This window comes from Thermosinus carboxydivorans Nor1, from assembly GCF_000169155.1.
Taxonomy (GTDB): Bacteria; Bacillota; Negativicutes; order Sporomusales; family Thermosinaceae; genus Thermosinus; species Thermosinus carboxydivorans.
Map to the genome: position 1 here is coordinate 1 of NZ_AAWL01000008.1, position 25115 is coordinate 25115.

Sequence of the window (25115 nt, forward strand, 5' to 3'; positions counted from 1 at the left end):
AAAACTATCTGACATTTACCCACGCGTGTATAAAATTATCATAAATGGAAATGAATAATAAACAGGGGAATGGGGTACTCCACCCCTGTTTATTTCTGTCCCTAATTGCATACCCGGACGCGTGGACTATTGACAGGGCGAAATAAGTGTGATAAATTGTATTAGCGAATGCTGACGGCTTGTCATGCTTAGTTGGAATTTAGAAAGAGGTGTACAGGATGCGCAACGCTATTACGCTGGCTTGTACTGAATGCAAGCAACGCAATTACCAAACCAATAAAAATAAGAAAAACGACCCCGATAGACTCGAATTAAATAAATACTGCAAGTTTTGCAAAAAACACACTTTACACAAAGAAACCAAGTAATTTATAATTGAATTTGTATTAACATAAGGCTGTAGGGGTGTAGCTCAATTGGTAGAGTAGCGGTCTCCAAAACCGTTGGTTGCGGGTTCAAGTCCTGCCGCCCCTGCCAATTATTATTGTGTGTTAATGCTAAATTGGCAGTATGAAATGGGGATGTGAGAAAGTGGCTGCCCAAGAAACGGCAATCCCAACCAATACAGCACGCTGGAAACGGTTTTTGCGCGACGTAAGAGCCGAGCTCAAGAAAGTTTCTTGGCCCAATAAGCAGGAACTGGTATCCTACACGGGTGTTGTCTTTGTTTCCGTATTGGTGGTTGCACTGCTTATTTGGGTTATTGACACCGGTTTCAGCGAACTGCTTCGGTTATTCATTAAGTAGCTAGGGGGTGGGGGATGGCGCTGAGCGCCTCTCTTGTTGCATGGAGTCCGAAAAAAAGTGGTATGTTATCCATACTTATTCCGGTTATGAAAACAAAGTGAAAGCCAACCTTGAGAAAAAAGTTCGTTCCATGGGCATGGAAAACGAGATTTTTCGTGTTTTAGTGCCAATGGAAGACGAAGTGGAAATTAAGGATGGCAAGAAAAAAGTCGCCAAACGCAAAGTTTTTCCCGGCTATGTGCTGGTAGAGATGATTGTGAATGACCGGTCCTGGTATGTTGTCCGCAACACGCCGGGTGTGACCGGCTTTGTGGGCTCAGGAACCAAACCCATTCCGCTTAGCGATGCCGAAGTCAGACACATCCTCAAAGCTATGGGGATTGAAGAAATTAAGCCCAAAGTTGATATTAGCATAGGGCAACTTGTGCGGATTACTTCCGGCGCTTTTGAAAACTGGACGGCCTCCGTCCTGGAAGTTTACCCCGATCGGGGTAAACTGAAAGTGCTGATCAATCTTTTTGGCCGCGAGACGCCGGTAGAATTGGATTTCGTACAAGTTGAAAAAATATAACCATTATTGTTGTGACTTTCCTAATCTGGCGACTGCGCTGCGGCCGCCAACGTGGGAGGGTTTAAAGGCCCGTAGACCACATTTTGCATGTAAGGAGGTGTAAACCAATGGCTAAAAAAGTAGTGAAAGTTGTGAAACTGCAAGTTCCTGCTGGCAAAGCTACTCCGGCGCCTCCGGTTGGGCCTGCGCTCGGTCAGGCTGGAGTCAATATAATGGCTTTCGTTAAGGAATTTAACGAAAGAACGGCGCAACAAGCCGGTTTGATTATTCCGGTTGAAATCACCGTCTTTGAAGATAGATCTTTCACGTTTGTCACCAAGACCCCGCCTGCAGCCGTACTGCTGAAAAAGGCCGCAGGAATTGAGACTGCTTCGGGTGAGCCTAACAAGAAAAAGGTTGCTAAGGTTCCTCGCGCCAAGGTTCGCGAGATTGCGGAACTCAAGATGCAGGACTTGAATGCTGCCAGCCTCGAAGCGGCAATGCGCATGATTGAGGGCACTGCCCGCAGCATGGGTATCGACATTATCGACTAACACTAGTATGGTGCGGCATCAGCCGCGTGTGGGAGGATTTTCCGCTACTACCACAAAGGAGGAAATTGTCAATGCCGAAACACGGTAAGAAATATCAAGAAGCGGCCAAGCTGATTGAGCGGGGCAAGCTGTATGATCCAGAAGAGGCCGTTGAGCTGGTAAAGAAAACGGCCAGCGCCAAGTTTGACGAAACGGTGGAAGTGGCCGTAAAACTGGGCGTTGATCCCAAACACGCCGACCAGCAGGTGCGCGGCGCCGTTGTTCTGCCCTATGGCACCGGCAAAACCAAACGGGTTCTCGTCTTCGCCAAAGGTGAAAAAGCCAAGGAAGCCGAAGAAGCCGGCGCTGATTTTGTGGGCGCTGAAGATATGGTGGCGAAAATTCAGGAAGGTTGGACCGATTTTGATGTGGCCGTGGCTACGCCCGATATGATGGGCATGGTCGGCCGTCTTGGTAAAATCCTCGGTCCCAAAGGCTTAATGCCGAACCCCAAAGTCGGCACGGTAACCATGGATGTAGCCCGTGCCGTTAAAGAGATCAAGGCTGGTAAGATCGAGTACCGCACCGATAAGGCCGGTAATATTCATGCGCCGATCGGCAAGGTCTCGTTTGACAACGAGAAGCTGCTTAAGAACTTCTATACGCTCATCGACACCTTGATTCGCGTTAAGCCGGCTGCAGCCAAGGGTCAGTACCTGCGCAGCATTACCCTGAGCACCACTATGGGGCCTGGCGTAAAAGTGAGCACGCTGCGCGCTCCCGGCAAAAAAGACTAATAGCATAAATCTTATAGCTTATAGCTAGTAGGCTGTAGAAAGCAGGTAGTTTCTTTAATGGATGATGAAGTCCGCCTGCCGAGGCCGGGCAAACGGTACTGCACACTAAACCTGTGTGTAAGCGACCTCCGGTTTTCTGCTGCCGCGAGGTCGCTTTTATTTTGGTGTTTGGTTGAAACCTATAAAGGAGGTGGAATGTAAGTGGCAGTAACATCGGAGAAACAAGCTATTGTCGCTGAATTGAAAGAAAAACTGGCAAATACCAAAGGGGCGGTTATTACCAACTACCGCGGCCTTACGGTGGCTCAGGACACCAAACTGCGCCGTAAGCTCCGCGAAGCTGGCGTTGAGTACCGCGTAGTAAAAAATACACTGACCCGCATTGCTGCCAAAGAAGTGGGGCTGGAAGGGTTAGAGCCCTATTTAGAAGGGCCGACGGCCATTGCCATGTCTTACAATGACCCGGTAGCACCGGCAAAAGTGATTTCCGACTTCATCAAAGAAAACAAGTTGCAAGTCATGGAAATCAAAGCCGGTTTGGTCGAGGGCAAGGTTATTGACGTCGACGGTGTTAAAGCCTTGGCAAACCTGCCCCCGCGCGAAGTCCTTATCGCTCAGGTGCTGGCAGGCATGCAGGCGCCCATTGCCGGCTTGGTCAATGTTCTCCAGGGCACCATCCGCAACTTCGTATATGTGCTGGAGGCTGTCCGCAAACAAAAAGAATCTGCGTAAGCAGTGCGGCGTGAAACGTTCCGCATGAATAATGCAGCCTGGTTTCCCAAGTTAACACATACCTAAAGCAAAGCATAAAACAATTAGAAAGTTGGAGGTATTGAAATATGACGAAAGAACAAATTATGGAAGCTATTGAGAAAATGACTGTGCTGGAGCTCGCTGAGCTCGTAAAAGCCCTCGAAGAAAAATTCGGTGTTAGCGCTGCCGCTCCTGTAGCCGTCGCTGCTGCTCCGGCCGCCGGCGCTGCTGCTGCTCCTGCTGCCGAAGAAAAAACCGAATTCGACGTTATTCTCACCAACCCTGGCGCCGGCAAAATCAACGTTATCAAAGTTGTGCGCGAAATCACCGGCCTGGGTCTCAAAGAAGCCAAAGACCTGGTGGATGGCGCTCCCAAGCCTGTTAAAGAAAAAGTTTCCAAAGCCGATGCCGAAGCGATCAAAGCTAAGCTTGTCGAAGCCGGCGCTACTGTTGAAATTAAATAACGACTGGCAAAGCATGAAAGGGTGCTCTACGCGGGCACCCTTTTTGCTTTATTGTCAGAGGGACGGTTATTGTGACAACGCCTGACAATGATGCATTAATTGTTTTTGAAACCCTAACCCATTTTCTTGCTTGGTTGTCACCAGAACTGTCCCTGTGGCAATTCTCTGTGGCAATTTGCGGCACTAATTTTTTTTCAGTGGATAAATTTTCTTGACAACATATTTTACATATGTTATCATTCTAAAATGCGATGCAATACACAGGCGCCAATTTTCTTATTTTATGTTGCTATGGCTGGTATAATTTGTGTATTGCCAGGAAATAGTAATATAGTGGAGGATGAAACATTTATTTCATCGTGCTGAAAAAAGCAAGGGTCCTCAATAACGGAAGAACCTTGCTTCTTTTTCGTATTTATAGTATCCATTATTTTATGCTCTTATGTAGGGTTAGTGAAATTGGGCTAAGGGGTGAAGGATGTAAATGTTCAAGCCTGTACAGGTGGGCACTCGGGTCCGCTATAGTTATGCCAAGATTAACGAAGTTCTGGACATGCCCAACCTCATCGAAATCCAGAAAAACTCCTACAACTGGTTCCTCAAGGAAGGTTTGCAGGAGATATTTCGCGACATCTCGCCAATTCAAGACTTCACCGGCAATCTCGTCTTGTCGTTTGAAGGCTTCACGCTCGGTGAGCCGAAGTATTCGGTGGAAGAGTGCAAAGAACGGGATGTCACCTATTCCGCCCCTTTGCGCGTTAGTGTACGCCTTATCAACAAGGAAACCGGCGAAATTAAAGAACAAGAAGTCTTCATGGGCGATTTCCCGCTCATGACGGAAAACGGTACTTTTATCATCAACGGCGCCGAACGCGTTATTGTCAGTCAGTTAGTGCGCTCACCGGGCGCCTACTACGGTGAGACGATCGATACAAGCGGTAAGAAGCTGTATAATGCCACCATCATCCCGAATCGCGGCGCGTGGCTTGAGCTCGAAACTGACGCTAATGACGTTGTGTCCGTGCGGGTTGACCGTACCCGTAAATTGCCGGTTACTGTCCTCATCCGGGCGTTAGGGTGGGCTTCTAATGGCGCCATTCTTGACCTTTTCAACGATGATGTTCGCATCCGGGCCACGCTGGAACGGGACAGCACCTCTTCCAAGGAAGAGGCGCTGGTAGAAATTTATAAGCGTCTACGGCCGGGCGAACCGCCGACAGTAGAGAATGCGACCCAACTTTTAGAGTCACTGTTTTTTGATCCCAAGCGCTATGACTTGGCGGCGGTAGGACGCTATAAACTGACCAAAAAACTGGGCTGGCGGCGCCGGATTATGGGCAAGACGCTGCATGAGCCGATTATTAATAAAGAAACAGGCGAGATTATTGTTCCCGAAGGCACGGTAGTGGACGAAAAAGTCGCCGCCCGCATCGAGGCAAGCGGTGTTTTCAACCACGAAGGCCTTATTGAATTCAAAATCCGCCAGAAAGACGGCGCGGTTATCAAGGTAATCGCCAATCCCAGCTTACCCTATTCGCATCGCACCATCACCCGTGAGGACATTATCGCTGCTATCAGCTACCTGCTTAACCTGATGGATGGCCACGGCAAAGTTGACGACATCGATCACCTTGGCAACCGCCGTCTCCGCTCGGTAGGCGAACTATTGCAAAACCAGTTCCGCATCGGCTTGTCGCGGATGGAGCGGGTTGTCAAAGAGCGCATGACCATCCAGGATATCGATGTCATTACCCCGCAGGCGCTCATCAACATCCGACCGGTAGTGGCCGCCATTAAAGAATTCTTCGGCTCCAGCCAGTTGTCACAGTTCATGGACCAGACAAATCCGCTGGCCGAGCTTACCCATAAACGCCGGCTGAGCGCCCTTGGCCCGGGTGGTCTGAGCCGGGAACGGGCCGGGTTCGAAGTGCGCGACGTGCACCACTCCCATTATGGCCGTATGTGTCCAATTGAGACGCCGGAAGGTCCTAACATCGGTCTGATCGGCTCACTGTCCACCTTTGCCCGGATTAATGAGTTTGGCTTTATTGAGACGCCGTACCGCAAAGTTGATAAAGAGAACCGCCGGGTTACTGATGAGGTCCACTATCTTACCGCCGACGAAGAAGATGAAGTGGTTATTGCCCAGGCCAACGAAGAGATCAGTGAAGACGGTTGGTTTGTCCAACCACGGGTTACCGTCCGCTACAAACATGATATTCTGGTTGTCCCGGCCGAGCAGGTCGACTACATGGATGTTTCCCCCAAACAGGTAGTGTCTATCGCTACTGCCATGATTCCCTTCCTGGAAAACGACGACGCCAACCGAGCCCTGATGGGTGCCAACATGCAGCGTCAGGCTGTACCGCTTCTCAAAACGCAGGCCCCGCTCGTTGGCACCGGCATGGAATATAAAGCGGCTTGCGACTCCGGCGTGGTCGTTCTCGCCAAAAATGCCGGCGTGGTCGAAAAGGTGACGGCTACCGAAATTCAGGTTCGTACTGACAAGGGCAGTTTGGATACATATAAACTGCTCAAATATATGCGTTCCAACCAAGGAACTTGTATCAATCAAAAGCCCATCGTTTACAAGGGCCAGCGGGTGGAAAAAGGTCAGCCCCTGGCCGACGGGCCGTCCACCAACAACGGTGAACTCGCCCTTGGCTACAACGTCCTGGTAGCGTTTATGCCGTGGGAGGGCTACAACTACGAGGACGCCATCCTACTCAGCGAAGAGCTGGTGAAGGAAGATATTTTTACTTCGATCCACATTGAAGAATATGAGTGCGATGCCCGCGACACCAAATTGGGACCGGAAGAAATAACCCGCGATATTCCCAACGTGTCAGAGGATGTGCTCCGCGATTTGGACGAACGCGGCATTATCCGGGTTGGTGCCGAGGTTCGCCCCGGCGACATTTTGGTTGGCAAAGTAACGCCGAAAGGCGAGACGGAATTGACGGCAGAAGAACGGCTACTCAGGGCCATTTTTGGCGAAAAGGCGCGGGAAGTGCGTGACACGTCGCTGCGCGTGCCGCACGGTGAAGCCGGCAAAATCGTCGATGTAAAAGTCTTTACCCGGGAGAACGGCGACGAGCTGCCGCCCGGTGTAAACCAGCTGGTCCGCGTTTACATTGCCCAAAAACGGAAGATTTCGGAAGGCGACAAGATGGCTGGTCGCCACGGCAACAAGGGTGTCGTGTCGCGCATCATGCCGGTAGAAGATATGCCTTTCCTGCCCGATGGCCGTCCTGTGCAAATCGTGCTCAATCCCCTGGGCGTACCGTCTCGGATGAACATCGGTCAGGTACTGGAAACGCACCTTGGTTGGGCTGCTCACGCCCTCGGCCTCCAGATTAAAAATATGGATCCTAATGTAGAGCAGCGTTTGCGGGAAGTCGGCTATGATGTGGATAAACACGGCATGCTCAAACCAGGGGAAGCCGGGGTTCACCTGGCGACGCCCGTTTTTGACGGGGCCCGCGAAGAAGACGTGTTTAAAACACTGAAAATGGCCGGCTTGCCAGAAAATGGCAAAAGCATCCTATATGACGGCCGCACCGGCGAGCCTTTTGACAATCCGGTCACCGTAGGCTATATCTATATGCTGAAACTGGCCCACTTGGTGGACGACAAAATTCATGCCCGTTCTACCGGGCCCTACTCGCTTGTTACCCAGCAGCCGCTGGGCGGCAAGGCCCAGTTCGGCGGTCAGCGGTTCGGCGAAATGGAGGTTTGGGCGCTGGAAGCCTACGGCGCCGCTTATACGCTGCAGGAGCTCTTGACGGTTAAGTCAGATGACGTGGTCGGCCGCGTAAAAACCTATGAAGCCATTGTAAAAGGCGAAAATGTGCCTGAACCGGGGGTGCCCGAGTCCTTTAAGGTACTCATCAAAGAATTGCAGAGCATCGGTCTAGACGTTAAGGTGCTTAGCGAGGATGCTCAGGAAATCCTCATTCGCGAGTCAGACGAGGATATCCATGAAACAGCCAAGGAATTGGAACTCAGCCTTGGCGGCGAAGAACCGCATCGGCCGCTGCCGCATGAGCGAAAACTTGACGACATTGAACCCGATATGGTGGACGAGATGGAAGCAGGTAGCGCTGCCGAGCCGCTTGATGAAGAATTGGATATTATTGCTGAAATCGGCGAGATGGACAGTGATAAGTTTGACCTTCCCCCGACTGCAATCGACGACGAAGATGACGAATTTGTCGTGCCACGCGGTAAAGCCGGCAAGAAGGCCAAGCTTGCTAAACAAAAGAAAATCAATCCTCGCGATTATCTTGATGAGCTTGAAGACGACTACGAGTAAATGAGAAGGGAGCGATACCCCCTTGTTGGACGTAAATAATTTTGACTCCATCCGTATCGGTTTGGCGTCACCGGATCAGATTCGTAAGTGGTCGTACGGCGAAGTTAAAAAACCTGAAACTATTAACTACCGCACCCTTAAGCCTGAGCGCGACGGGTTGTTCTGTGAGAAAATTTTTGGTCCCACCCGCGACTGGGAATGTCATTGCGGCAAATATAAACGCATCCGCTATAAAGGTATTGTTTGCGATCGCTGCGGCGTTGAAGTTACGCGCTCCAAAGTGCGCCGCGACCGGATGGGCCATATCGAACTAGCGGCGCCGGTCTCCCATATTTGGTATTTTAAAGGCATCCCCAGCCGGATGGGCCTTATTCTTGACATATCGCCCCGGTCGCTCGAGAAGGTGCTTTATTTTGCTTCCTACATTGTCCTCGATCCCGGCGATACTCCCCTCATGAAAAAACAGTTGCTGACGGAGAACGAATACCGCGAATACCGGGAAAAATATGGCAACGCGTTTAAGGTTGGCATGGGGGCCGAGGCCATAAAGAAACTCCTCGAAGAACTTGACCTTGATAAGATGAGTCGCGAACTGCGGCAGGAACTCAAGGAAGTAAGCGGTCAGCGCAAAATCCGGGCCATCCGCCGTCTGGAAGTTGTGGAGGCTTTTCGTAAGTCGGGCAACCGGCCGGAGTGGATGATCCTCGACGTAATTCCCGTCATTCCGCCCGAACTGCGCCCCATGGTCCAGCTTGACGGTGGCCGCTTTGCCACCTCTGACCTCAACGACCTGTACCGCCGCGTCATCAACCGCAACAACCGCCTTAAGCGTCTTCTCGACCTGGGAGCGCCTGATATCATTGTCCGCAATGAAAAGCGGATGCTCCAGGAAGCGGTCGACGCTCTCATCGACAACGGCCGCCGCGGCCGGCCGGTCACCGGCCCCGGCAACCGTCCGCTCAAGTCGCTGAGCGATATGCTCAAAGGTAAGCAGGGGCGGTTCCGCCAGAACCTGCTGGGCAAGCGGGTTGACTACTCAGGCCGTTCGGTTATCGTCGTCGGCCCGGAGCTCAAACTGCACCAGTGCGGTTTGCCTAAGGAGATGGCGTTAGAACTCTTCAAGCCTTTTGTCATGAAAAAGCTGGTTAACGCCGGCCATGCCCACAATATCAAGAGTGCAAAACGGATGGTCGAACGGGTCAGACCCGAGGTTTGGGACGTCCTCGAAGAGGTCATCAAAGAGCATCCGGTACTCCTTAACCGGGCCCCCACGCTGCACCGCCTTGGTATTCAGGCCTTTGAACCGGTGTTGTCCGAAGGCCGAGCCATCAAGATCCACCCCCTTGTTTGCACCGCCTACAACGCCGACTTTGACGGCGACCAAATGGCCGTGCATGTGCCGCTGTCGGCGGAGGCCCAGGCGGAAGCCCGCATGCTCATGCTGTCGGCGCATAACATCCTTTCCACTAAGGACGGTAAACCTATTGCCACTCCGACTCAGGACATGGTTCTTGGCTCCTACTACTTGACCATTGAACGAGACGGCGACAAAGGCGAAGGCAAGATTTTTGCCAATGTTAACGAGGCGCTCCTCGCTTATGATCATAAAGAAGTGTCTCTCCATGCCAAGATTAAAGTACGGATGCCGGGCAAGGGCCTGGTTAACACCACCGTTGGCCGGTTGATCTTCAATGAGCCGCTGCCGGAAGAACTGCGGGAATACCGACAGGAAAACGGCGAATGGTATCTCGGCATCCTGATGGACAAAAAGCAGCTGGCGAAACTGGTGGATAAAGCCTACCGCCGCTTCGGCAACGCGAAAACGGCGGAGATTTTGGACAATATCAAAAAGATGGGCTTTACGTTCGCTCGCCAGGCGGGCGTCACCATCGCTATTTCCGATATTGTCATTCCGCCGGAGAAAAAGGAGATTTTGGCTCGGACCGACGCGCAGGTCGACATTATTGATAAACAGTACCGCCGTGGTCTGATTACCGAAGACGAGCGGTACAAGAAGATTATCGACCTCTGGACTAAGGCGACCGAGGAAGTCACGGCCGCACTCATGAATGCCCTGGATAAATTTAATCCTGTCTACATGATGGCCAACTCCGGCGCCCGCGGCAACATCCAGCAGATCCGCCAGCTTGCCGGCATGCGGGGCCTTATGGCCGATCCTTCCGGAAGAATTATCGACGTACCGATTAAGGCCAACTTCCGCGAGGGCCTAACTGTACTTGACTACTTCACCTCGACACACGGCGCCCGGAAAGGTTTGGCTGACACGGCGCTGCGGACGGCCGACTCGGGTTATCTTACCCGCCGTCTGGTCGACGTGGCCCAGGATGTCATTGTTCGTGAGGAAGACTGCGATGTTATCGGCATTAACCTCGTCAAAGAACGGGCCCGGCTTGCCCAGTCAAGCGCCAGCGCTATCGGCTTTTTGCGCGACACGCTCCTCGGCCGCGTTTTGGCGCAGGACGTCCTGGACCCCAAGACAGGCGATGTGTTGATAGCTAAGGATACTGCCCTCGACGATGACCACTTGAAAACCATCGGCGAACACGGCGTATTTGAGATTGTGGTGCGCGGGCTGGCGGTATCAACCGAAGAAGATGTGGGCAGCGCCGCTACCGAAATCATCACTCTGGGTGCGCCGGAAGAGAAAATGCGCCAGACGCTCAAAGAAGCGATGGTGCGGGAGATGCTCGGCAAAAATACCGTTGAGGCGGTCTATAATAGCGCCGGCGAGGAAATCGTTCCGGCCGACACGCCGCTTACGGAAGACCACATTGAAGCCATCCTGTCGAGCGATGTGCGGGAAGTCAAGGTCCGCAACAATAATATCAAAGGCATCGAAGTGGAGGCTATCACTGAAGGGGCGAGCGTGATTGAATCGCTGCGCGACCGGATCGTGGGCCGGGTGGCTGCCGAGGATATCATTGATGAAAATACCGGGGAAGTTATCGTCCGGCTTAACGAGGAAATTACGGAAGAAAAAGCCGATCGCATCGTTCAGTTTCGCAAAAAGGTATCCATTCGGTCGGTTCTCACCTGCAAATCGCAATATGGCGTCTGCATAAAATGCTATGGTCGCAACCTGGCTACCGGGCATATGGTCGATGTTGGCGAAGCGGTTGGCATCATCGCCGCCCAGTCGATTGGCGAGCCGGGCACCCAGCTTACCATGCGTACCTTCCATACCGGTGGTATTGCCGGTGACGACATCACCCAAGGTTTGCCGCGGGTCGAAGAATTGTTTGAAGCCCGCAAGCCAAAACGCCAGGCGATCATTAGCGAAATCGACGGAACGGTGGAAGTCAAAGAAGTCAAAGGTATGCGCAAGGTTACCGTTAAGCCGCCGATGGGCGAAGAACGGGTATACCAAATCCCATACGGGGCAAGACTACTTGTCAAGGACGGCGACGTCGTCCAGGCCGGCGACCGCCTCACCGAAGGTTCGGTCAATCCGCATGACATTCTGCGCGTTAGTGGCTTGCGGGCGACGCAGCGCTACCTGGTCCATGAAGTACAGAAGGTTTACAAATCCCAGGGCGTTGAGATCAATGACAAGCACATTGAGGTTATGGTGCGGCAAATGCTGCACAAGGTCAAGGTCGAAGACCCTGGCGATACCGATCTCCTGCCGGGCGAGTACATTGATATTAATACTTTTGAAAGTGAAAACGCCCGGGCCATTGAGAAAGGCGGCGAACCTGCCGTGGCTCGTCCCATCCTCCTCGGTATTACCAAGGCATCGTTGGCGACCGACTCTTTCCTATCGGCAGCTTCCTTCCAGGAAACGACCCGCGTCCTGACGGAAGCGGCCATTAAAGGGAAAATTGACCCGCTGCTGGGACTCAAGGAAAACGTCATCATTGGCAAACTGGTGCCGGCTGGCACCGGGATGAGCCGCTACCGCAACATCAAAGTGCGGCGCCTTGACGAAGTTAATAGCAGTGAACAACGATAAGCTTTCGGCACTTGCGGCAGTTTTTGCCGCAAGTGCCTTTGCCATGTGACACTCCCGGCGCCGTGTACATGAAAATTTAGCGTAAGAGCTTAATTTTATTGACATCATTAGTTAGTAATGCTAAAATATTAGAGTGTCTGCGGTGAAATTGGATTCGTTTGTTAAGTTGGGGAGTGATTTCCGTGTCGCTGGAGACTTTAAAAAAGGCTAAAAAGGTCATCGGCGCCAAGCAGACAACACGGGCGATCGAAAAAGGTATGGCCCTGCGGGTGTACCTGGCGACCGACGCTGATCATCGTATTGTGCAGCCCATACGCACGTTGTGCGCGCAGAAAGGGTTGCCGGTGGAAGAAGGACTCACAATGGACGAGCTGGGCCGAGCGTGCGGCATCGAAGTCGGTGCAGCCGCGGTGGCCATTGTGTCTTAGCCATACGTCAAGGGTGTTAATGTTTTGCCCCTTGCTATGCGCGAGGGGCAAAATTATTTATAAATCCACATTTTTAGGGAAGGAGGTGTATTTATGCCGACAATTAACCAATTAGTGCGCAAAGGCAGAGAAACAGTAGAGAAAAAATCCACGGCGCCTGCTTTGAAAGAATGTCCCCAAAAGCGCGGCGTCTGCACCAGGGTATATACTACTACGCCGAAGAAGCCGAACTCGGCGCTGCGGAAAGTGGCGCGTGTGCGGCTGACCAATGGCATTGAAGTAACCGCTTACATTCCGGGGATTGGTCACAACCTGCAAGAACACTCGGTAGTGCTTATCAGGGGTGGCAGGGTTAAGGACCTTCCGGGTGTGCGTTACCACATCATCCGTGGCGCGCTGGACACGGCCGGTGTCGCGAAACGCAACCAAGGGCGTTCCAAATACGGCGCTAAGCGTCCGAAGAAATAAAGCGCGCGATAATAGCAAAAATGGATGAAGGAGGGAAATCGATGCCGAGAAAGGGTCCTGTGCCGAAGCGCGACGTCTTGCCTGATCCGGTGTACAACTCCAAGTTGATCACCCGGCTCATTAACAAGGTCATGTTAAGCGGCAAAAAAGGCATTGCCGAAAAGATTGTATATGATGCGTTTGATATTATCCGGGCTAAGACTGGTAAAGACCCGGTTGAAGTATTTGAAACAGCGCTTAAAAACGTCATGCCTGTCCTGGAGGTGCGTGCCCGCCGGGTCGGTGGCGCTAACTATCAGGTGCCGGTAGAAGTGCGCCCTGACCGTCGTCTGTCGCTGGGAATTCGTTGGCTGGTTAACTACGCCCGCCTGCGTGGTGAAAAGACCATGCGGGAAAGACTGGCGGCCGAACTGATGGACGCTGCCAATAACACGGGCGGCGCGGTCAAGAAAAAAGAGGATACCCATAAGATGGCTGAAGCCAACAAGGCTTTTGCGCATTATCGGTGGTAATTCCGGATGTACTGTAAGGAGTGATGATAGTGGCCAGACAGTTTCCTCTCGAAAAGACGCGGAACATTGGCATCATGGCACACATTGACGCCGGTAAGACCACGACAACTGAACGCATCCTCTTCTATACAGGCAGAGTGCACAAAATTGGTGAAGTCCATGATGGCGCTGCGACGATGGACTGGATGGTCCAGGAGCAGGAGAGAGGTATTACCATTACCTCGGCGGCCACTACTTGTCAATGGAAGGGTCACCGGATCAACATTATTGACACACCAGGGCACGTGGACTTCACGGTTGAGGTAGAGCGCTCGCTCAGAGTGCTTGATGGTTCGGTTGCGGTATTTTGCGCCAAGGGTGGTGTTGAGCCCCAGTCCGAAACGGTATGGCGCCAGGCGGATAAATATGGTGTTCCTCGTATTGCCTATGTAAACAAAATGGACATAATCGGCGCCGATTTTTATCGGGTTATAGAAATGATGAAAACCCGGTTGGGCGCCAATCCGGTGCCTATCCAGCTGCCCATTGGTTTTGAGGATACCTTCAAAGGTATTATTGACCTGATTGAAATGAAGGCCATCGTTTACACCGATGACCTCGGCAAGACCAGTGAGGCTACCGATATTCCGGAAGACATGCGCGAGCAGGCTGAACTGTACCGGCAGAACCTGCTGGATGCCGTGGCCGAGAGCGATGATGAGCTGATGATGAAATACCTGGAAGGGGAAGAGCTCACCGTCGAGGAAATTAAAGCCGGTATCCGCAAAGCGACGATTGCGTGCAAGATGACGCCGGTGCTGTGCGGTTCGTCTTACCGCAATAAGGGTGTACAGCCGCTGCTCGACGCCGTTGTCGACTACCTGCCGGCGCCGACTGATATCCCGGCTATTCGCGGGATTAATCCCGATACTGGTGCGGAAGACTACCGTGAGGCAAAAGATGACCTGCCCTTTTCGGCGTTGGCCTTCAAAATTATGGCCGACCCCTATGTGGGCAAGCTTACTTTCTTCCGCGTTTATTCCGGTAAGCTGACGTCCGGTTCGTATGTATACAACTCTACTAAGGGCAAAAAAGAGCGGATTGGCCGCATCCTCCAGATGCATGCCAATCACCGCGAAGAAATTGACGAAGTTTGCACCGGTGACATCGCCGCTGCCGTCGGTCTTAAAGATACCACGACCGGCGATACGCTGTGCGATGAGAAAAACCCCATCATTCTCGAGTCGATGGTCTTCCCCGAGCCGGTTATTTCGGTAGCCGTTGAACCGAAAACCAAGGCTGACCAGGAGAAAATGTCCATCGCTCTCCAGCGGTTGGCGGAAGAAGACCCGACTTTCCGGATGTATACTGACCAGGAAACCGGTCAGACCATTATCCAAGGTATGGGCGAGCTGCACCTGGAAATCATCGTCGACCGCATGCTGCGCGAGTTCAAGGTCGATTGCAACGTTGGCAAACCCCAGGTTGCTTACCGTGAAACCATCCGCAAGGCAGTCAAGGCGGAAGGCAAGTTCGTCCGTCAGTCCGGTGGCCGCGGTCAGTATGGCCACTGCTGGCTGGAAATCGAGCCCCTTGAGCCTGGCAAAGGTTTTATCTTCGAAAACAAGATTGTCGGTGGTGTTATTCCGAAAGAATATATCCCAGCAATCGAGAGCGGCGTCAAAGAAGCAATGGAAAACGGTGTGTTGGCCGGTTATCCGATGGTGGACATCAAAGTTACCGTCTATGATGGTTCGTACCATGATGTAGACTCTTCGGAAATGGCCTTCAAGATTGCTGGTTCGATGGGCTTCAAGGCTGGCGCACAGAAAGCCGACCCGGTGCTCCTCGAGCCGTACATGAAGGTCGAAGTTACCGTGCCGGAAGAATATATGGGCGACGTTATCGGCGATCTCAACTCGCGCCGGGGCCGCATCGAAGGTATGGAAGCCCGTGCCGGTGTTCAAGCTATCCGGGCATTTGTACCGCTGGCGGAAATGTTTGGTTATGCCACTGACCTCAGATCCAAGACTCAGGGCCGGGGCAACTACTCAATGGAATTCGACCACTACGAAGAAGTTCCCAAAAACATCGCAGACGCGATTGTTGCCAAAGTTAAAGGCGCTTAATTCTTTCTAGTCTTAAGGAGGTAAAAAGAAATGGCCAAGAAAAAGTTTGAAAGAACGAAACCCCACTGCAACATCGGCACCATCGGTCACGTTGACCATGGCAAAACTTCGCTGACCGCCGCGATCACCCTGATCTTGTCCAAGCAGGGTAAAGCCGAATTCATGGCTTATGACCAAATCGACAAGGCGCCGGAAGAAAGAGAGCGCGGCATTACCATCAACACTGCCCACGTCGAGTACGAAACCGAAAAGCGGCACTATGCCCACGTTGACTGCCCGGGCCACGCCGACTATGTTAAAAACATGATCACCGGCGCTGCCCAGATGGACGGTGCCATCCTGGTTGTAAGCGCTGCAGACGGTCCGATGCCCCAAACCCGTGAACATATCCTTCTGTCCCGTCAAGTAGGCGTTCCCGCCATGGTGGTATTCCTGAACAAGGCCGACATGGTCGACGACGCCGAGCTGATGGAACTGGTCGAAATGGAAGTGCGCGAACTTCTCTCCAGCTATGAGTTTCCCGGCGACGACATCCCGGTTATCAGCGGTTCGGCGCTCAAAGCCCTTGAGTGCGGCTGCGGCAAGCGCGAATGCGCCTGGTGCGGCAAAATTCTTGAACTGATGGATGCCGTGGACGAGTACATTCCGACGCCCCAGCGGGATACCGACAAGCCCTTCCTGATGCCGGTCGAAGACGTGTTCACCATCACCGGCCGCGGTACCGTTGCCACCGGCCGTGTGGAGCGCGGTACGGTCAAAGTAGGCGACACCGTCGAAATCGTCGGTATGAACGAAAAGCCCAAGTCCACCGTCGTAACCGGTGTAGAAATGTTCCGCAAGCTGCTCGACCAAGCGGTGGCTGGCGACAACATCGGTTGCCTGCTGCGCGGCATTGAGCGCAAAGAAATCGAGCGCGGCCAGGTTTTGGCGAAGCCCGGCAGCATCAAGCCGCACACCAAGTTCCGGGCCGAGGTGTATGTTCTGTCCAAAGAAGAGGGCGGCCGTCACACTCCGTTCTTCAACGGCTACCGTCCGCAGTTCTATTTCCGCACCACTGACGTGACCGGCGTGGTCAAACTGCCGGAAGGCGTCGAAATGTGCATGCCTGGCGACAATATCCAAATGACGATTGAACTCATCACCCCGATTGCGATTGAGGAAGGGCTGCGTTTCGCGATCCGTGAAGGCGGCCGTACCGTTGGCGCCGGTGTTGTAACTGCCATCGAAGCTTAAGGTTATTTGGCGGGGGGCGATTGTTCGCCGTCCCCGCCCAAAATAATCAACGACAGCACTTTTTCATCAATAATTCCCTGGGATGAGTACCATCCCCCAAGCGATGACGCGGAAGGTTGCCCGCGCTTGGCGGGGAAATTTCCGCGGAGAAATGTCCGTTCAACGAAACTGGGCGATAAGGAGGATTTAAACTTTTATGGCTAAACAGCAAAAAATCCGTATCCGTTTGAAAGCCTACGACCATAAAGCGCTTGACCAAAGCGCGGCTCGCATCGTCGAAACGGCGAAAAGAACCGGATCCATCGTTTCTGGTCCCATTCCCCTTCCTACCGAAAAAAATATCTTTACCATTTTGCGTTCACCTCACGTCAACAAGGATTCCCGTGAGCAGTTTGAAATGCGGACGCACAAGCGTCTCATCGACATCCTCGAGCCGACGTCCAAGACGGTGGACGCGTTAATGCGCCTGGACCTGCCGGCTGGCGTGGATATCGAAATCAAGCTGTAAGAGGAGGTGTGGCAGAATGGCTGCAACGACGAAAGCAATTTTGGGCAAAAAACTCGGAATGACGCAAATTTTTACCGCCGAAGGCCACTTAGTGCCTGTAACGGTGGTGGAAGCTGCTCCCAACGTGTTAGTGCAAAGAAAAACTGTTGAAACTGACGGCTATAATGCGGTGCAACTTGGTTTTGGCGCCGTTAAAGATAAAAAAGTAACCAAGCCGATGAAAGGCCACTTTGCCAAGGCTGGTGTGAAACCTGTCCGGTTTATCCGCGAACTCCGCCTGCCCAGTGAGCCTGAGTTCCAGGTGGGCCAAACAATCGGCGTCGACATCTTTAGTGACGGTGAACTGGTTGACGTTACCGGCACCGGCAAAGGCAAAGGCTTCGCCGGCGGCATCAAGCGCCACAATTTCAAACGCGGACCGATGGCGCACGGCTCCAAATCGCACCGTGAACCTGGTTCCATGGGTCCTCGGATGAGCGGTGGCGGCGGTAAAGTATTCAAAGGCAAAAAACTCCCCGGCCGGATGGGTGGTCATAGAGTTACCGTACAACGCCTGACTGTCGTCAGAGTTGACAAAGACCGCAACCTGCTGCTGATCAAGGGTGCCATTCCCGGCGCAAAAGGCAGCCTGGTAATGGTTAAAAATACCGTAAAACCGGCGAAAAAGTAAAACCGTGTATGGGCGCGCGGCGCCCGCAAGGAAAGGAGGATGCGTTCTATGCCAAAAGTAGCAGTATATGACATCACCGGCGCGCAAACCGGTGAGATTGAGCTCAGTGACAGCGTATTTGGCGTCGAAGTGAACAAAGCGGTACTGCATCAGGCTGTTGTGATGCAGCTCGCGAATCAGCGTTTAGGTACCCATGCCACCAAGACCAGAGGTATGGTGCGTGGCGGCGGTAAGAAACCCTGGAGACAGAAAGGCACCGGTCGCGCCCGCGCCGGCAGCATCCGCTCGCCGCTGTGGGTTGGCGGCGGCACCGTTTTTGGCCCTCAGCCCCGCAGCTATGCCATCTCCATGCCCCGGAAAGCCCGCCGTTTGGCTCTCAAGTCGGCCCTTTCCGCTAAAGTGCAAAGCGGCGAAATGGTCGTGCTCGAAGACTTTACTTTTGCTGAGCCTAAGACCAAAAATGTGGTGAAAATGCTCGACAACCTGAAGGTTGCCGATGACAAAGCCCTGATTATCCTTTCGGAAGCCGATGAGAACGTAATTAAGTCGGCGCGCAACATTCCTGGCGTCAAAGCCATCGCGTCCACGGGCATCAACGTGTATGATCTGCTGTATCATGACAAAGTGCTCGTAACCAAAGGCGCTGTCGCCAGAATAGAGGAGGTGCTGGCGTAATGGCTGCCAATCCGCGCGACATTATTATCCGCCCGGTTATTACCGAAAAATCCAGCAGTCTCATGCAGGATAACAAATATACTTTCATCGTATCGCCTAAAGCAAACAAGGTTGAAATCCGCCAAGCCATTGAGCAAATCTTCAAAGTAAAAGTTCTTGATGTGAATACCATCCGCGTGCGCGGCAAGGTTAAGCGTCTTGGCCGCACCCAGGGCAAGCGTCCGGATTACAAAAAAGCGATCGTCAAGCTGGCTCCCGGTGAACGCATTGAGTTCTTTGAAGGTGTGTAATCAACATTTGGGGTAAAGGAGGGTAACACATGCCAGTAAAAACTTTTAAACCTTATGCTCCCGGCCGGCGCTTCATGACGGTGGCCAGCTTTGAAGAAATTACCACCGACAAACCGGAGCGTTCGCTTGTTGAGCATCTGAAAAAACACGGCGGCCGCAACCAGCAAGGCCGTATTACTGTAAGACATCAGGGCGGCGGCCACAAGCGCCTGTACCGCATTATTGACTTCAAGCGCAATAAAGACGGTATTCCCGCCAAAGTCGCCACCATTGAGTACGATCCCAACCGTTCGGCCCGTATCGCGCTGCTGCACTATGCGGACGGCGAAAAACGCTATATCATTGCTCCCAACGGCCTTAAAGTCGGCGATGTCGTCATGAGCGGCCCGGACGCTGATATCAAAACCGGCAACGCGCTGCCGCTGAAAAACATCCCTGTTGGTACTCTGGTCCACAATGTTGAGCTAAAAATCGGCAAAGGCGCCCAATTGGTCCGCTCCGCTGGCGCTGCCGCACAGCTTATGGCTAAGGAAGGCGACTATGCCCTCTTGCGTCTCCCGTCCGGCGAACTGCGTAAAGTGCATGTCAACTGTCGGGCCACCATAGGCCAAGTGGGCAATCTGGAACATGAAAACATTACGATCGGTAAAGCCGGCCGTTCCCGTTGGCTGGGCATCCGTCCTGCCAACCGCGGTGTAGCGATGAACCCTGTCGACCATCCCCATGGCGGTGGCGAAGGTCGTTCGCCGGTCGGTCGCAAGCGCCCGGTTACGCCTTGGGGCAAAGCGGCTATGGGTGTTAAGACCCGCAAGAAGAAGAAGGCTTCTGACCGCTTGATTGTCAAGAGAAGAAAGTAGGCTTACGAAGGGAGGCTAATCTAAGTGTCCAGATCGGTTAAAAAAGGACCGTATGTTCATGAAAGCCTGCTCAAAAAGATTAAGGCTATGAATGAAAAAAATGAGAAAAAAGTAATTAAAACCTGGTCGCGTGCTTCCACCATTCTTCCCAGCTTTGTTGGCCACACCATTGCCGTTCACGACGGACGCAAGCATGTGCCGGTATATATTACTGAAGATATGGTCGGCCACAAATTGGGCGAATTCGCACCAACCCGCACTTTTAAGGGTCATGCCGGCGGCAAGGTCGAGCGCTCCACATCATTGAAATAGTCTCGAGAGGGGGTAACACCATGGAAGCCAGGGCAGTAGCCAAATATATCCGCATTGCGCCGCGCAAGGTTCGCATTGTCATCGACCTGATCCGCGGCAAAAACGTAGGCGAAGCTTTTGCGATTTTGAAACATACCCCGAAAGTCGCATCCGAAGTGGTCGCCAAAGTGCTCAAATCGGCAGTGGCCAATGCCGAGCACAACTTTGATATGAATGCCGACAACCTGTACGTTGCGGAAGCCTATGTCGACCAAGGGCCGACGCTGAAGCGCATCCATCCCCGCTCCCGCGGACAGGCTTTCAAAATCCTGAAGCGCACCAGCCATGTGACGGTTGTTGTGAAAGAGAGATAAGAGGCAAAGGAGGGAAAACTAGTGGGTCAAAAAGTTAATCCCCATGGTCTGCGGATCGGTATTATCAAGACCTGGGATGCTAAATGGGTATGCTGACAAAGATTATGCAAAACTGCTGCATGAAGATATTAAAATCCGTGATTTCATAAAAGAAAAATTGTACACGGCGGGCGTATCCCGTATTGAAATAGAGCGGGCTGCTAACCGGGTAAAAGCCACCATCCACACTGCCAAGCCCGGTATGGTTATTGGCCGTGGTGGCGCCGGCATCGAAGAACTGAAGCAAGAGCTGCGCAAACTTGTGGGCCGTAATATCGATATCAACATTGCGGAAATAAAGCAGCCGGAGTTGGATGCCACTTTGGTAGCGGAAAACATTGCCGCCCAGCTCGAGCGGCGCATTGCGTTCCGCCGGGCGATGAAGCAGGCGGTAACCCGCACCATGCGCATGGGCGCTAAGGGTATCAAAGTCATGGTTAGCGGCCGCCTGGGCGGCGCCGAGATTGCCCGCACGGAGCAATACCGTGAAGGCAGCATCCCTCTGCATACCCTGCGCGCCGACATTGACTATGGAACGGCTGAGGCACACACCACCTATGGCCGCATTGGTGTTAAAGTGTGGATTTACAAAGGTGAGGTGTTGCCGGAGGCGAAGAAGCCCGCTGCCGTAACGGAAGGGAGCGATAAATAATGCTAATTCCGAAGCGTGTAAAGCATCGTAAGCAATTCCGTGGCCGCATGACCGGCAAAGCCAATAAAGGCAATAAGGTTACCCATGGACAGTATGGCCTGGTGGCGCTGGAACCGGCCTGGATTACCAACCGCCAAATCGAAGCCGCTCGTATCGCGATGACCCGTTACATCAAACGGGGCGGCAAAGTTTGGATTAAAATTTTCCCTGACAAACCCATTACCGCCAAGCCCGCTGAAACCCGGATGGGTAGCGGTAAAGGTTCGCCTGAATACTGGGTAGCGGTCGTAAAACCCGGTCGCGTCATGTTCGAGATGGACGGCGTGACCGAAGAAGTCGCTAAAGAAGCCATGCGTCTTGCTGCGCACAAATTGCCGATTAAAACCAAGTTTGTCAAGCGGGAGGACGCTCCGGAAGTTCAGCAGGAAGTGGGTGGTGAAGTAGATGAAGGCTAAAGACATCCGTGAAATGAGCTCGGCCGAGCTCGACCAAAAACTGAGCAGCCTGAAGGATGAGCTTTTTAACCTGCGGTTCCAGCTCGCTACCGGCCAGCTGGAAAACCCGATGCGCATCCGGGAAGTAAAGAAAACCATCGCCCGCATCAAAACCATTCAGCGCGAACGCGAACTCAAGGCTAAAGAGGCCTAACGCCGATTCATTGAAGGAAGGAGGCTAACAGCGTGACCGAACGCAACGAGCGCAAGACCCGTATCGGCAAAGTGGTCAGCGATAAAATGGATAAAACAGTTGTGGTTGCCGTTGAACGGCTGGAGCAGCACCCGCTGTACAACAAAGCCGTGAAAAAGACCTCGAAGTTTAAGGCCCATGATGAAAATAACGAATGTCGCGAAGGCGACATCGTCAAAATTATGGAAACCCGTCCGCTTTCCAAAGAAAAACGCTGGAGAGTAGTTGAAATTCTCGAACGGGCCAAATAATTGCCGCCAACATTCTCGCCTCACGTATTCCGAGAAGGAGGGATAAGGATGATCCAGCAGCAAACAATGCTGAATGTCGCTGACAATTCCGGTGCCAAACAAATCATGTGCATCCGGGTATTAGGCGGTTCGTACCGCAAATATGCCAACATTGGTGATATTATCGTCGCTTCCGTCAAGGATGCTACGCCCGGCGGTGTAGTGAAAAAGGGCGACGTTGTCAAGGCCGTAGTTGTTCGTTCCACCAAAGGCCTGCGCCGTCCGGACGGTTCCTATATCCGCTTTGACGATAACGCCGCAGTTATTATTAAAGAAGATAAGAGCCCGCGAGGCACCCGTATCTTTGGACCGGTAGCGAGAGAACTGCGTGATAAGGACTTTATGAAAATTATCTCGCTGGCCCCGGAAGTAATCTAGGTTTAAGGAGGTGGCCGAAAGGATGCAACCGAAGCTGCATGTTAAGAAAGGCGACACCGTAATTGTTCTGTCCGGTAAGGACAAGGGCAAAAAAGGTAAAGTTATAGAAGCACTGCCGAAAAAAGGCAAGGTAGTCGTGGAAGGCGTTAACAAGGTCAAGCGGCACACCAAGCCTAGCCAGAAGATGCCCCAAGGCGGTATTCTGGTGAAAGAAGCGCCGCTGCATGCTTCCAAAGTAATGCTTGTCTGCCCCGCGTGTGATAAACCCACTCGGATTAAAAAGACGGCTTTGGCGAGCGGGGCTATGGCCCGGACTTGCAAAAAATGCGGTGAAATTATCGACAAAGACAAGTAATTCCCGCCGAAAGGAGGTAACTGCACGTGCCGAGACTGAAAGATAAATATTATAACGAAGTAGCCAAACAGCTCATGGAGAAGTTCGGCTACAAGAACGTCATGGAAATTCCGAAAATCGAAAAAGTGGTTATCAACATGGGCGTAGGTGATGCCGTTGGCAACCCCAAAGCCTTGGACGCCGCGGTAAATGATCTGATGACTATTGCCGGCCAGCGCCCGGTAATTACCAGAGCCAAAAAATCCATCGCCGCTTTCAAAATTCGTCAAGGTATGGCCATTGGCGCGAAAGTTACTCTGCGCGGCGACCGCATGTATGAGTTTCTTGACAAGCTCTTCAACGTGGCGCTGCCCCGTGTGCGTGACTTTCGCGGCGTAAGTCCCCGCGCTTTTGATGGCCGTGGCAACTATACCCTGGGTATTAGAGAACAGCTCATTTTCCCGGAAATCGATTATGATAAAGTTGAAAAAATCCGCGGCATGGACATTGTTGTCGTAACTACCGCCAAGACGGACGAAGAAGCCCGCGAACTCTTGCGGCTGATGGGCATGCCGTTCAGCGCATAAGAAGGAGGGACACCTGTGGCCAAAAAGGCGTTAATTGAAAAGTGGAAGCGTGAACCGAAATTTAAAGTGCGCAAATACAACCGCTGCAAAATTTGTGGCCGTCCGCGTGGTTATATGCGCAAGTTCCAAATGTGCCGTATTTGCTTCAGAGAGCTTAGCTACAAGGGTGCCATTCCAGGGGTAACCAAGGCAAGCTGGTAGTAATTTGACTGGAAGGAGGTTTTGTCGTATGGTAATGACCGATCCGATCGCTGACATGCTGACCCGCATCCGCAATGCCAGCTCGGTTTATCATGATAAAGTTGATATTCCGGCTTCCAAGATCAAGGAGGCCATCGCCCGTATTCTCAAGGAAGAAGGCTTTATCAAGGACTATGAAGTAATTGACGATGGCAAGCAGGGTATTTTGCGGGTTAGCCTAAAGTACGGCGCTAACCGGGAAAAAGTTATCACCGGGATTAAACGTATTTCCAAGCCGGGACTTAGGGTCTACGCGAAAAAAGACCAGCTGCCCCGCGTGTTGGGTGGCCTGGGAATCGCCATCATTTCTACATCCAAAGGCATTATGACCGATAAGCAAGCCCGTCATCAAGGACTGGGCGGCGAAGTTATCGCTTACGTCTGGTAACACTGGTCAACTAGGAGGTGCAAATATGTCCAGAATTGGTAGAATGCCGATCGCCATTCCCGAAGGCGTTACTGTGAAAGTGGACGGCAACGTCGTGTCGGTTAAGGGCCCTAAAGGCGAACTAAGCCGCGTCGTACACAAGGATATGATGGTGGAAGTGGCTGACGGCAAGGTTGTTGTTAAACGGCCTTCCGACGAAAAAGAGCACAAAGCCCTGCACGGACTGACCCGGACGCTGATTGCCAACATGGTTATGGGCGTAAGCAAGGGCTTTTCCAAAACGCTCGAAATTGCCGGTGTCGGTTATCGTGCGGCCAAAGCAGGCAATAAACTTAGCCTTACCCTTGGTTTCTCCCATCCGGTAGAAGTAGTGCCGCCGGCTGGTATCACGATTGATGTACCGGCTCCGAACAAAATTGTTGTTTCCGGCATTGACAAAGAAGCTGTCGGCGCGCTTGCCGCGAAAATCCGTTCATATCGTGAACCTGAACCGTATAAAGGCAAGGGCATCAAATACGAAGGGGAAGTTATCCGCCGCAAAATGGGTAAAGCCGGCGGTAAAGGCAAGAAGTAACACTTTAAGCGAAAGGAGTGACAACCTTGCTGCGTAAAGAAAGCAGGAACGTGCTGCGTAAAAAGCGTCACCTCAGACTACGGAAAAAAATCGTCGGCACCGCCGCCAGACCGCGTCTGAACGTATTTCGCAGCCTTAACCACATCTATGCCCAGATTATCAACGACCAGACCGGTACGACGTTGGTTTCCGCCAGCACGATGGATAAAGAAATCCGTGAGCAAGTAAAATACGGCGGCAACATCGAAGCAGCGAAAGTTGTCGGTGCCGCCATTGCCAAACGGGCGCTGGAAAAAGGCATTAAGCAAGTGGTGTTTGACCGCGGCGGCTATGTCTATCACGGCCGGGTCGCGGCTCTTGCCGAAGCGGCGCGCGAAGCAGGCCTTGAGTTTTAAGCAAA

Annotated in this window: 31 protein-coding genes, 1 tRNA gene and 1 pseudogene; all 33 read left to right on the top strand. The window is 52.5% G+C overall.

Features of this window, described 5'->3' with window-relative positions; all coding sequences use genetic code 11:
- Positions 1-218 precede the first annotated feature (218 nt).
- The 33 genes and pseudogenes from rpmG to rplR all read left to right on the top strand — a co-directional run bounded on the left by rpmG (position 219) and on the right by rplR (position 25110).
- Positions 219-368, top strand: coding sequence for a 50S ribosomal protein L33 (gene rpmG, locus TCARDRAFT_RS06975; RefSeq protein WP_040683168.1), 150 nt, complete (start codon positions 219-221; stop codon positions 366-368).
- Between the two features lie 33 nt (positions 369-401).
- Positions 402-477, top strand: a tRNA-Trp gene (locus TCARDRAFT_RS06980).
- A gap of 54 nt (positions 478-531) precedes the next feature.
- Positions 532-747 (top strand): preprotein translocase subunit SecE, encoded by a 216-nt coding sequence (gene secE / locus TCARDRAFT_RS06985; protein ID WP_040683169.1) that lies wholly within the window; start codon positions 532-534, stop codon positions 745-747.
- Positions 748-787: 40 nt separating this feature from the next.
- Positions 788-1318 carry a transcription termination/antitermination protein NusG gene (gene nusG / locus TCARDRAFT_RS06990; RefSeq protein WP_007289415.1) on the top strand — a complete coding sequence of 177 codons (531 nt, stop codon included), beginning with the start codon at positions 788-790 and terminating at the stop codon, positions 1316-1318.
- 107 nt (positions 1319-1425) lie between these two features.
- On the top strand, positions 1426-1851 hold the full coding sequence (gene rplK, locus TCARDRAFT_RS06995) for a 50S ribosomal protein L11 (RefSeq protein WP_007289416.1): 426 nt from the start codon (positions 1426-1428) through the stop codon (positions 1849-1851).
- Between the two features lie 71 nt (positions 1852-1922).
- Positions 1923-2627: a 50S ribosomal protein L1 gene (gene rplA / locus TCARDRAFT_RS07000; RefSeq protein WP_007289417.1), complete on the top strand. Its 705-nt coding sequence runs from the start codon at positions 1923-1925 to the stop codon at positions 2625-2627.
- A gap of 201 nt (positions 2628-2828) precedes the next feature.
- Positions 2829-3359, top strand: a complete 531-nt coding sequence (rplJ, locus tag TCARDRAFT_RS07005; RefSeq protein ID WP_007289418.1) for a 50S ribosomal protein L10 — start codon at positions 2829-2831, stop codon at positions 3357-3359.
- A 107-nt stretch (positions 3360-3466) separates the two neighbouring features.
- Positions 3467-3844 carry a 50S ribosomal protein L7/L12 gene (gene rplL / locus TCARDRAFT_RS07010; RefSeq protein WP_007289419.1) on the top strand — a complete coding sequence of 126 codons (378 nt, stop codon included), beginning with the start codon at positions 3467-3469 and terminating at the stop codon, positions 3842-3844.
- Between the two features lie 484 nt (positions 3845-4328).
- Positions 4329-8159 carry a DNA-directed RNA polymerase subunit beta gene (gene rpoB / locus TCARDRAFT_RS07015; protein WP_007289420.1) on the top strand — a complete coding sequence of 1277 codons (3831 nt, stop codon included), beginning with the start codon at positions 4329-4331 and terminating at the stop codon, positions 8157-8159.
- Between the two features lie 22 nt (positions 8160-8181).
- Entirely contained in the window at positions 8182-12132 is a 3951-nt protein-coding gene (gene rpoC / locus TCARDRAFT_RS07020; protein WP_007289421.1) for a DNA-directed RNA polymerase subunit beta', read from the top strand.
- A 182-nt stretch (positions 12133-12314) separates the two neighbouring features.
- Positions 12315-12560 carry a L7Ae/L30e/S12e/Gadd45 family ribosomal protein gene (locus TCARDRAFT_RS07025; protein ID WP_007289422.1) on the top strand — a complete coding sequence of 82 codons (246 nt, stop codon included), beginning with the start codon at positions 12315-12317 and terminating at the stop codon, positions 12558-12560.
- 93 nt (positions 12561-12653) lie between these two features.
- Positions 12654-13028: a 30S ribosomal protein S12 gene (gene rpsL, locus TCARDRAFT_RS07030; RefSeq protein ID WP_007289423.1), complete on the top strand. Its 375-nt coding sequence runs from the start codon at positions 12654-12656 to the stop codon at positions 13026-13028.
- Between the two features lie 41 nt (positions 13029-13069).
- The gene (gene rpsG / locus TCARDRAFT_RS07035) at positions 13070-13540 is read left to right on the top strand and encodes a 30S ribosomal protein S7 (protein WP_007289424.1); all 471 of its coding nucleotides are present in this window, start codon (positions 13070-13072) and stop codon (positions 13538-13540) included.
- Between the two features lie 29 nt (positions 13541-13569).
- Positions 13570-15648, top strand: a complete 2079-nt coding sequence (gene fusA, locus TCARDRAFT_RS07040; RefSeq protein ID WP_007289425.1) for an elongation factor G — start codon at positions 13570-13572, stop codon at positions 15646-15648.
- 30 nt (positions 15649-15678) lie between these two features.
- On the top strand, positions 15679-16881 hold the full coding sequence (tuf, locus tag TCARDRAFT_RS07045) for an elongation factor Tu (RefSeq protein ID WP_007289426.1): 1203 nt from the start codon (positions 15679-15681) through the stop codon (positions 16879-16881).
- Positions 16882-17077: 196 nt separating this feature from the next.
- The gene (gene rpsJ / locus TCARDRAFT_RS07050; RefSeq protein ID WP_007289427.1) at positions 17078-17389 is read left to right on the top strand and encodes a 30S ribosomal protein S10; all 312 of its coding nucleotides are present in this window, start codon (positions 17078-17080) and stop codon (positions 17387-17389) included.
- Between the two features lie 16 nt (positions 17390-17405).
- Positions 17406-18059 (top strand): 50S ribosomal protein L3, encoded by a 654-nt coding sequence (rplC, locus tag TCARDRAFT_RS07055; RefSeq protein WP_007289428.1) that lies wholly within the window; start codon positions 17406-17408, stop codon positions 18057-18059.
- Positions 18060-18107: 48 nt separating this feature from the next.
- On the top strand, positions 18108-18734 hold the full coding sequence (gene rplD, locus TCARDRAFT_RS07060; protein WP_007289429.1) for a 50S ribosomal protein L4: 627 nt from the start codon (positions 18108-18110) through the stop codon (positions 18732-18734).
- The gene (gene rplW / locus TCARDRAFT_RS07065) at positions 18734-19024 is read left to right on the top strand and encodes a 50S ribosomal protein L23 (protein ID WP_007289307.1); all 291 of its coding nucleotides are present in this window, start codon (positions 18734-18736) and stop codon (positions 19022-19024) included. Before rplD ends, rplW begins: the two co-directional genes overlap by 1 nt.
- 29 nt (positions 19025-19053) lie before the next feature.
- Positions 19054-19881, top strand: a complete 828-nt coding sequence (rplB, locus tag TCARDRAFT_RS07070; RefSeq protein ID WP_007289308.1) for a 50S ribosomal protein L2 — start codon at positions 19054-19056, stop codon at positions 19879-19881.
- 24 nt (positions 19882-19905) lie between these two features.
- The gene (rpsS, locus tag TCARDRAFT_RS07075; protein ID WP_007289309.1) at positions 19906-20193 is read left to right on the top strand and encodes a 30S ribosomal protein S19; all 288 of its coding nucleotides are present in this window, start codon (positions 19906-19908) and stop codon (positions 20191-20193) included.
- Between the two features lie 20 nt (positions 20194-20213).
- Positions 20214-20546, top strand: a complete 333-nt coding sequence (gene rplV, locus TCARDRAFT_RS07080) for a 50S ribosomal protein L22 (protein WP_007289310.1) — start codon at positions 20214-20216, stop codon at positions 20544-20546.
- A gap of 21 nt (positions 20547-20567) precedes the next feature.
- Positions 20568-21237, top strand: a pseudogene (rpsC, locus tag TCARDRAFT_RS07085) (30S ribosomal protein S3).
- Positions 21237-21692 carry a 50S ribosomal protein L16 gene (gene rplP, locus TCARDRAFT_RS07090; RefSeq protein ID WP_007289312.1) on the top strand — a complete coding sequence of 152 codons (456 nt, stop codon included), beginning with the start codon at positions 21237-21239 and terminating at the stop codon, positions 21690-21692. The pseudogene rpsC and the gene rplP overlap by 1 nt, the downstream one beginning before the upstream one ends.
- A complete protein-coding gene (gene rpmC / locus TCARDRAFT_RS07095; protein ID WP_007289313.1) occupies positions 21682-21885 on the top strand; it encodes a 50S ribosomal protein L29 in 204 nt (67 codons plus the stop codon). The genes rplP and rpmC overlap by 11 nt, the downstream gene beginning before the upstream one ends.
- Before the next feature lie 32 nt (positions 21886-21917).
- Positions 21918-22175, top strand: coding sequence for a 30S ribosomal protein S17 (gene rpsQ, locus TCARDRAFT_RS07100; RefSeq protein WP_007289314.1), 258 nt, complete (start codon positions 21918-21920; stop codon positions 22173-22175).
- Positions 22176-22223: 48 nt separating this feature from the next.
- Complete coding sequence (gene rplN, locus TCARDRAFT_RS07105; RefSeq protein WP_007289315.1) at positions 22224-22592, top strand: 50S ribosomal protein L14; 369 nt, start codon at positions 22224-22226, stop codon at positions 22590-22592.
- A gap of 22 nt (positions 22593-22614) precedes the next feature.
- A complete protein-coding gene (gene rplX, locus TCARDRAFT_RS07110; RefSeq protein ID WP_007289316.1) occupies positions 22615-22947 on the top strand; it encodes a 50S ribosomal protein L24 in 333 nt (110 codons plus the stop codon).
- 26 nt (positions 22948-22973) lie between these two features.
- On the top strand, positions 22974-23513 hold the full coding sequence (gene rplE / locus TCARDRAFT_RS07115) for a 50S ribosomal protein L5 (RefSeq protein WP_007289317.1): 540 nt from the start codon (positions 22974-22976) through the stop codon (positions 23511-23513).
- Positions 23514-23528: 15 nt separating this feature from the next.
- Positions 23529-23714, top strand: a complete 186-nt coding sequence (locus tag TCARDRAFT_RS07120; protein WP_007289407.1) for a type Z 30S ribosomal protein S14 — start codon at positions 23529-23531, stop codon at positions 23712-23714.
- Between the two features lie 28 nt (positions 23715-23742).
- The gene (gene rpsH / locus TCARDRAFT_RS07125; protein WP_007289318.1) at positions 23743-24141 is read left to right on the top strand and encodes a 30S ribosomal protein S8; all 399 of its coding nucleotides are present in this window, start codon (positions 23743-23745) and stop codon (positions 24139-24141) included.
- Between the two features lie 25 nt (positions 24142-24166).
- Positions 24167-24715, top strand: a complete 549-nt coding sequence (gene rplF / locus TCARDRAFT_RS07130; RefSeq protein WP_007289319.1) for a 50S ribosomal protein L6 — start codon at positions 24167-24169, stop codon at positions 24713-24715.
- 26 nt (positions 24716-24741) lie between these two features.
- Positions 24742-25110 (top strand): 50S ribosomal protein L18, encoded by a 369-nt coding sequence (gene rplR / locus TCARDRAFT_RS07135; protein WP_007289320.1) that lies wholly within the window; start codon positions 24742-24744, stop codon positions 25108-25110.
- Positions 25111-25115: the final 5 nt, after the last annotated feature.

Bases quoted from the DNA above. Each gene is read 5' to 3' on its own strand.
- rplB (WP_007289308.1), top strand. From the start codon at position 19,054: ATGCCAGTAAAAACTTTTAAACCTTATGCTCCCGGCCGGCGCTTCATG.
- rplP (WP_007289312.1), top strand. From the start codon at position 21,237: ATGCTAATTCCGAAGCGTGTAAAGCATCGTAAGCAATTCCGTGGCCGC.
- rpsL (WP_007289423.1), top strand. From the start codon at position 12,654: ATGCCGACAATTAACCAATTAGTGCGCAAAGGCAGAGAAACAGTAGAG.
- rplN (WP_007289315.1), top strand. From the start codon at position 22,224: ATGATCCAGCAGCAAACAATGCTGAATGTCGCTGACAATTCCGGTGCC.
- rpsG (WP_007289424.1), top strand. From the start codon at position 13,070: ATGCCGAGAAAGGGTCCTGTGCCGAAGCGCGACGTCTTGCCTGATCCG.
- rplW (WP_007289307.1), top strand. From the start codon at position 18,734: ATGGCTGCCAATCCGCGCGACATTATTATCCGCCCGGTTATTACCGAA.
- rplA (WP_007289417.1), top strand. From the start codon at position 1,923: ATGCCGAAACACGGTAAGAAATATCAAGAAGCGGCCAAGCTGATTGAG.
- tuf (WP_007289426.1), top strand. From the start codon at position 15,679: ATGGCCAAGAAAAAGTTTGAAAGAACGAAACCCCACTGCAACATCGGC.
- rpoB (WP_007289420.1), top strand. From the start codon at position 4,329: ATGTTCAAGCCTGTACAGGTGGGCACTCGGGTCCGCTATAGTTATGCC.
- rplD (WP_007289429.1), top strand. From the start codon at position 18,108: ATGCCAAAAGTAGCAGTATATGACATCACCGGCGCGCAAACCGGTGAG.
- rpmG (WP_040683168.1), top strand. From the start codon at position 219: ATGCGCAACGCTATTACGCTGGCTTGTACTGAATGCAAGCAACGCAAT.
- rplX (WP_007289316.1), top strand. From the start codon at position 22,615: ATGCAACCGAAGCTGCATGTTAAGAAAGGCGACACCGTAATTGTTCTG.
- rplF (WP_007289319.1), top strand. From the start codon at position 24,167: ATGTCCAGAATTGGTAGAATGCCGATCGCCATTCCCGAAGGCGTTACT.
- rplK (WP_007289416.1), top strand. From the start codon at position 1,426: ATGGCTAAAAAAGTAGTGAAAGTTGTGAAACTGCAAGTTCCTGCTGGC.
- rpmC (WP_007289313.1), top strand. From the start codon at position 21,682: ATGAAGGCTAAAGACATCCGTGAAATGAGCTCGGCCGAGCTCGACCAA.
- rpsH (WP_007289318.1), top strand. From the start codon at position 23,743: ATGGTAATGACCGATCCGATCGCTGACATGCTGACCCGCATCCGCAAT.
- nusG (WP_007289415.1), top strand. From the start codon at position 788: ATGGAGTCCGAAAAAAAGTGGTATGTTATCCATACTTATTCCGGTTAT.
- rplV (WP_007289310.1), top strand. From the start codon at position 20,214: ATGGAAGCCAGGGCAGTAGCCAAATATATCCGCATTGCGCCGCGCAAG.
- rplC (WP_007289428.1), top strand. From the start codon at position 17,406: ATGGCTGCAACGACGAAAGCAATTTTGGGCAAAAAACTCGGAATGACG.
- rpsJ (WP_007289427.1), top strand. From the start codon at position 17,078: ATGGCTAAACAGCAAAAAATCCGTATCCGTTTGAAAGCCTACGACCAT.
- rplL (WP_007289419.1), top strand. From the start codon at position 3,467: ATGACGAAAGAACAAATTATGGAAGCTATTGAGAAAATGACTGTGCTG.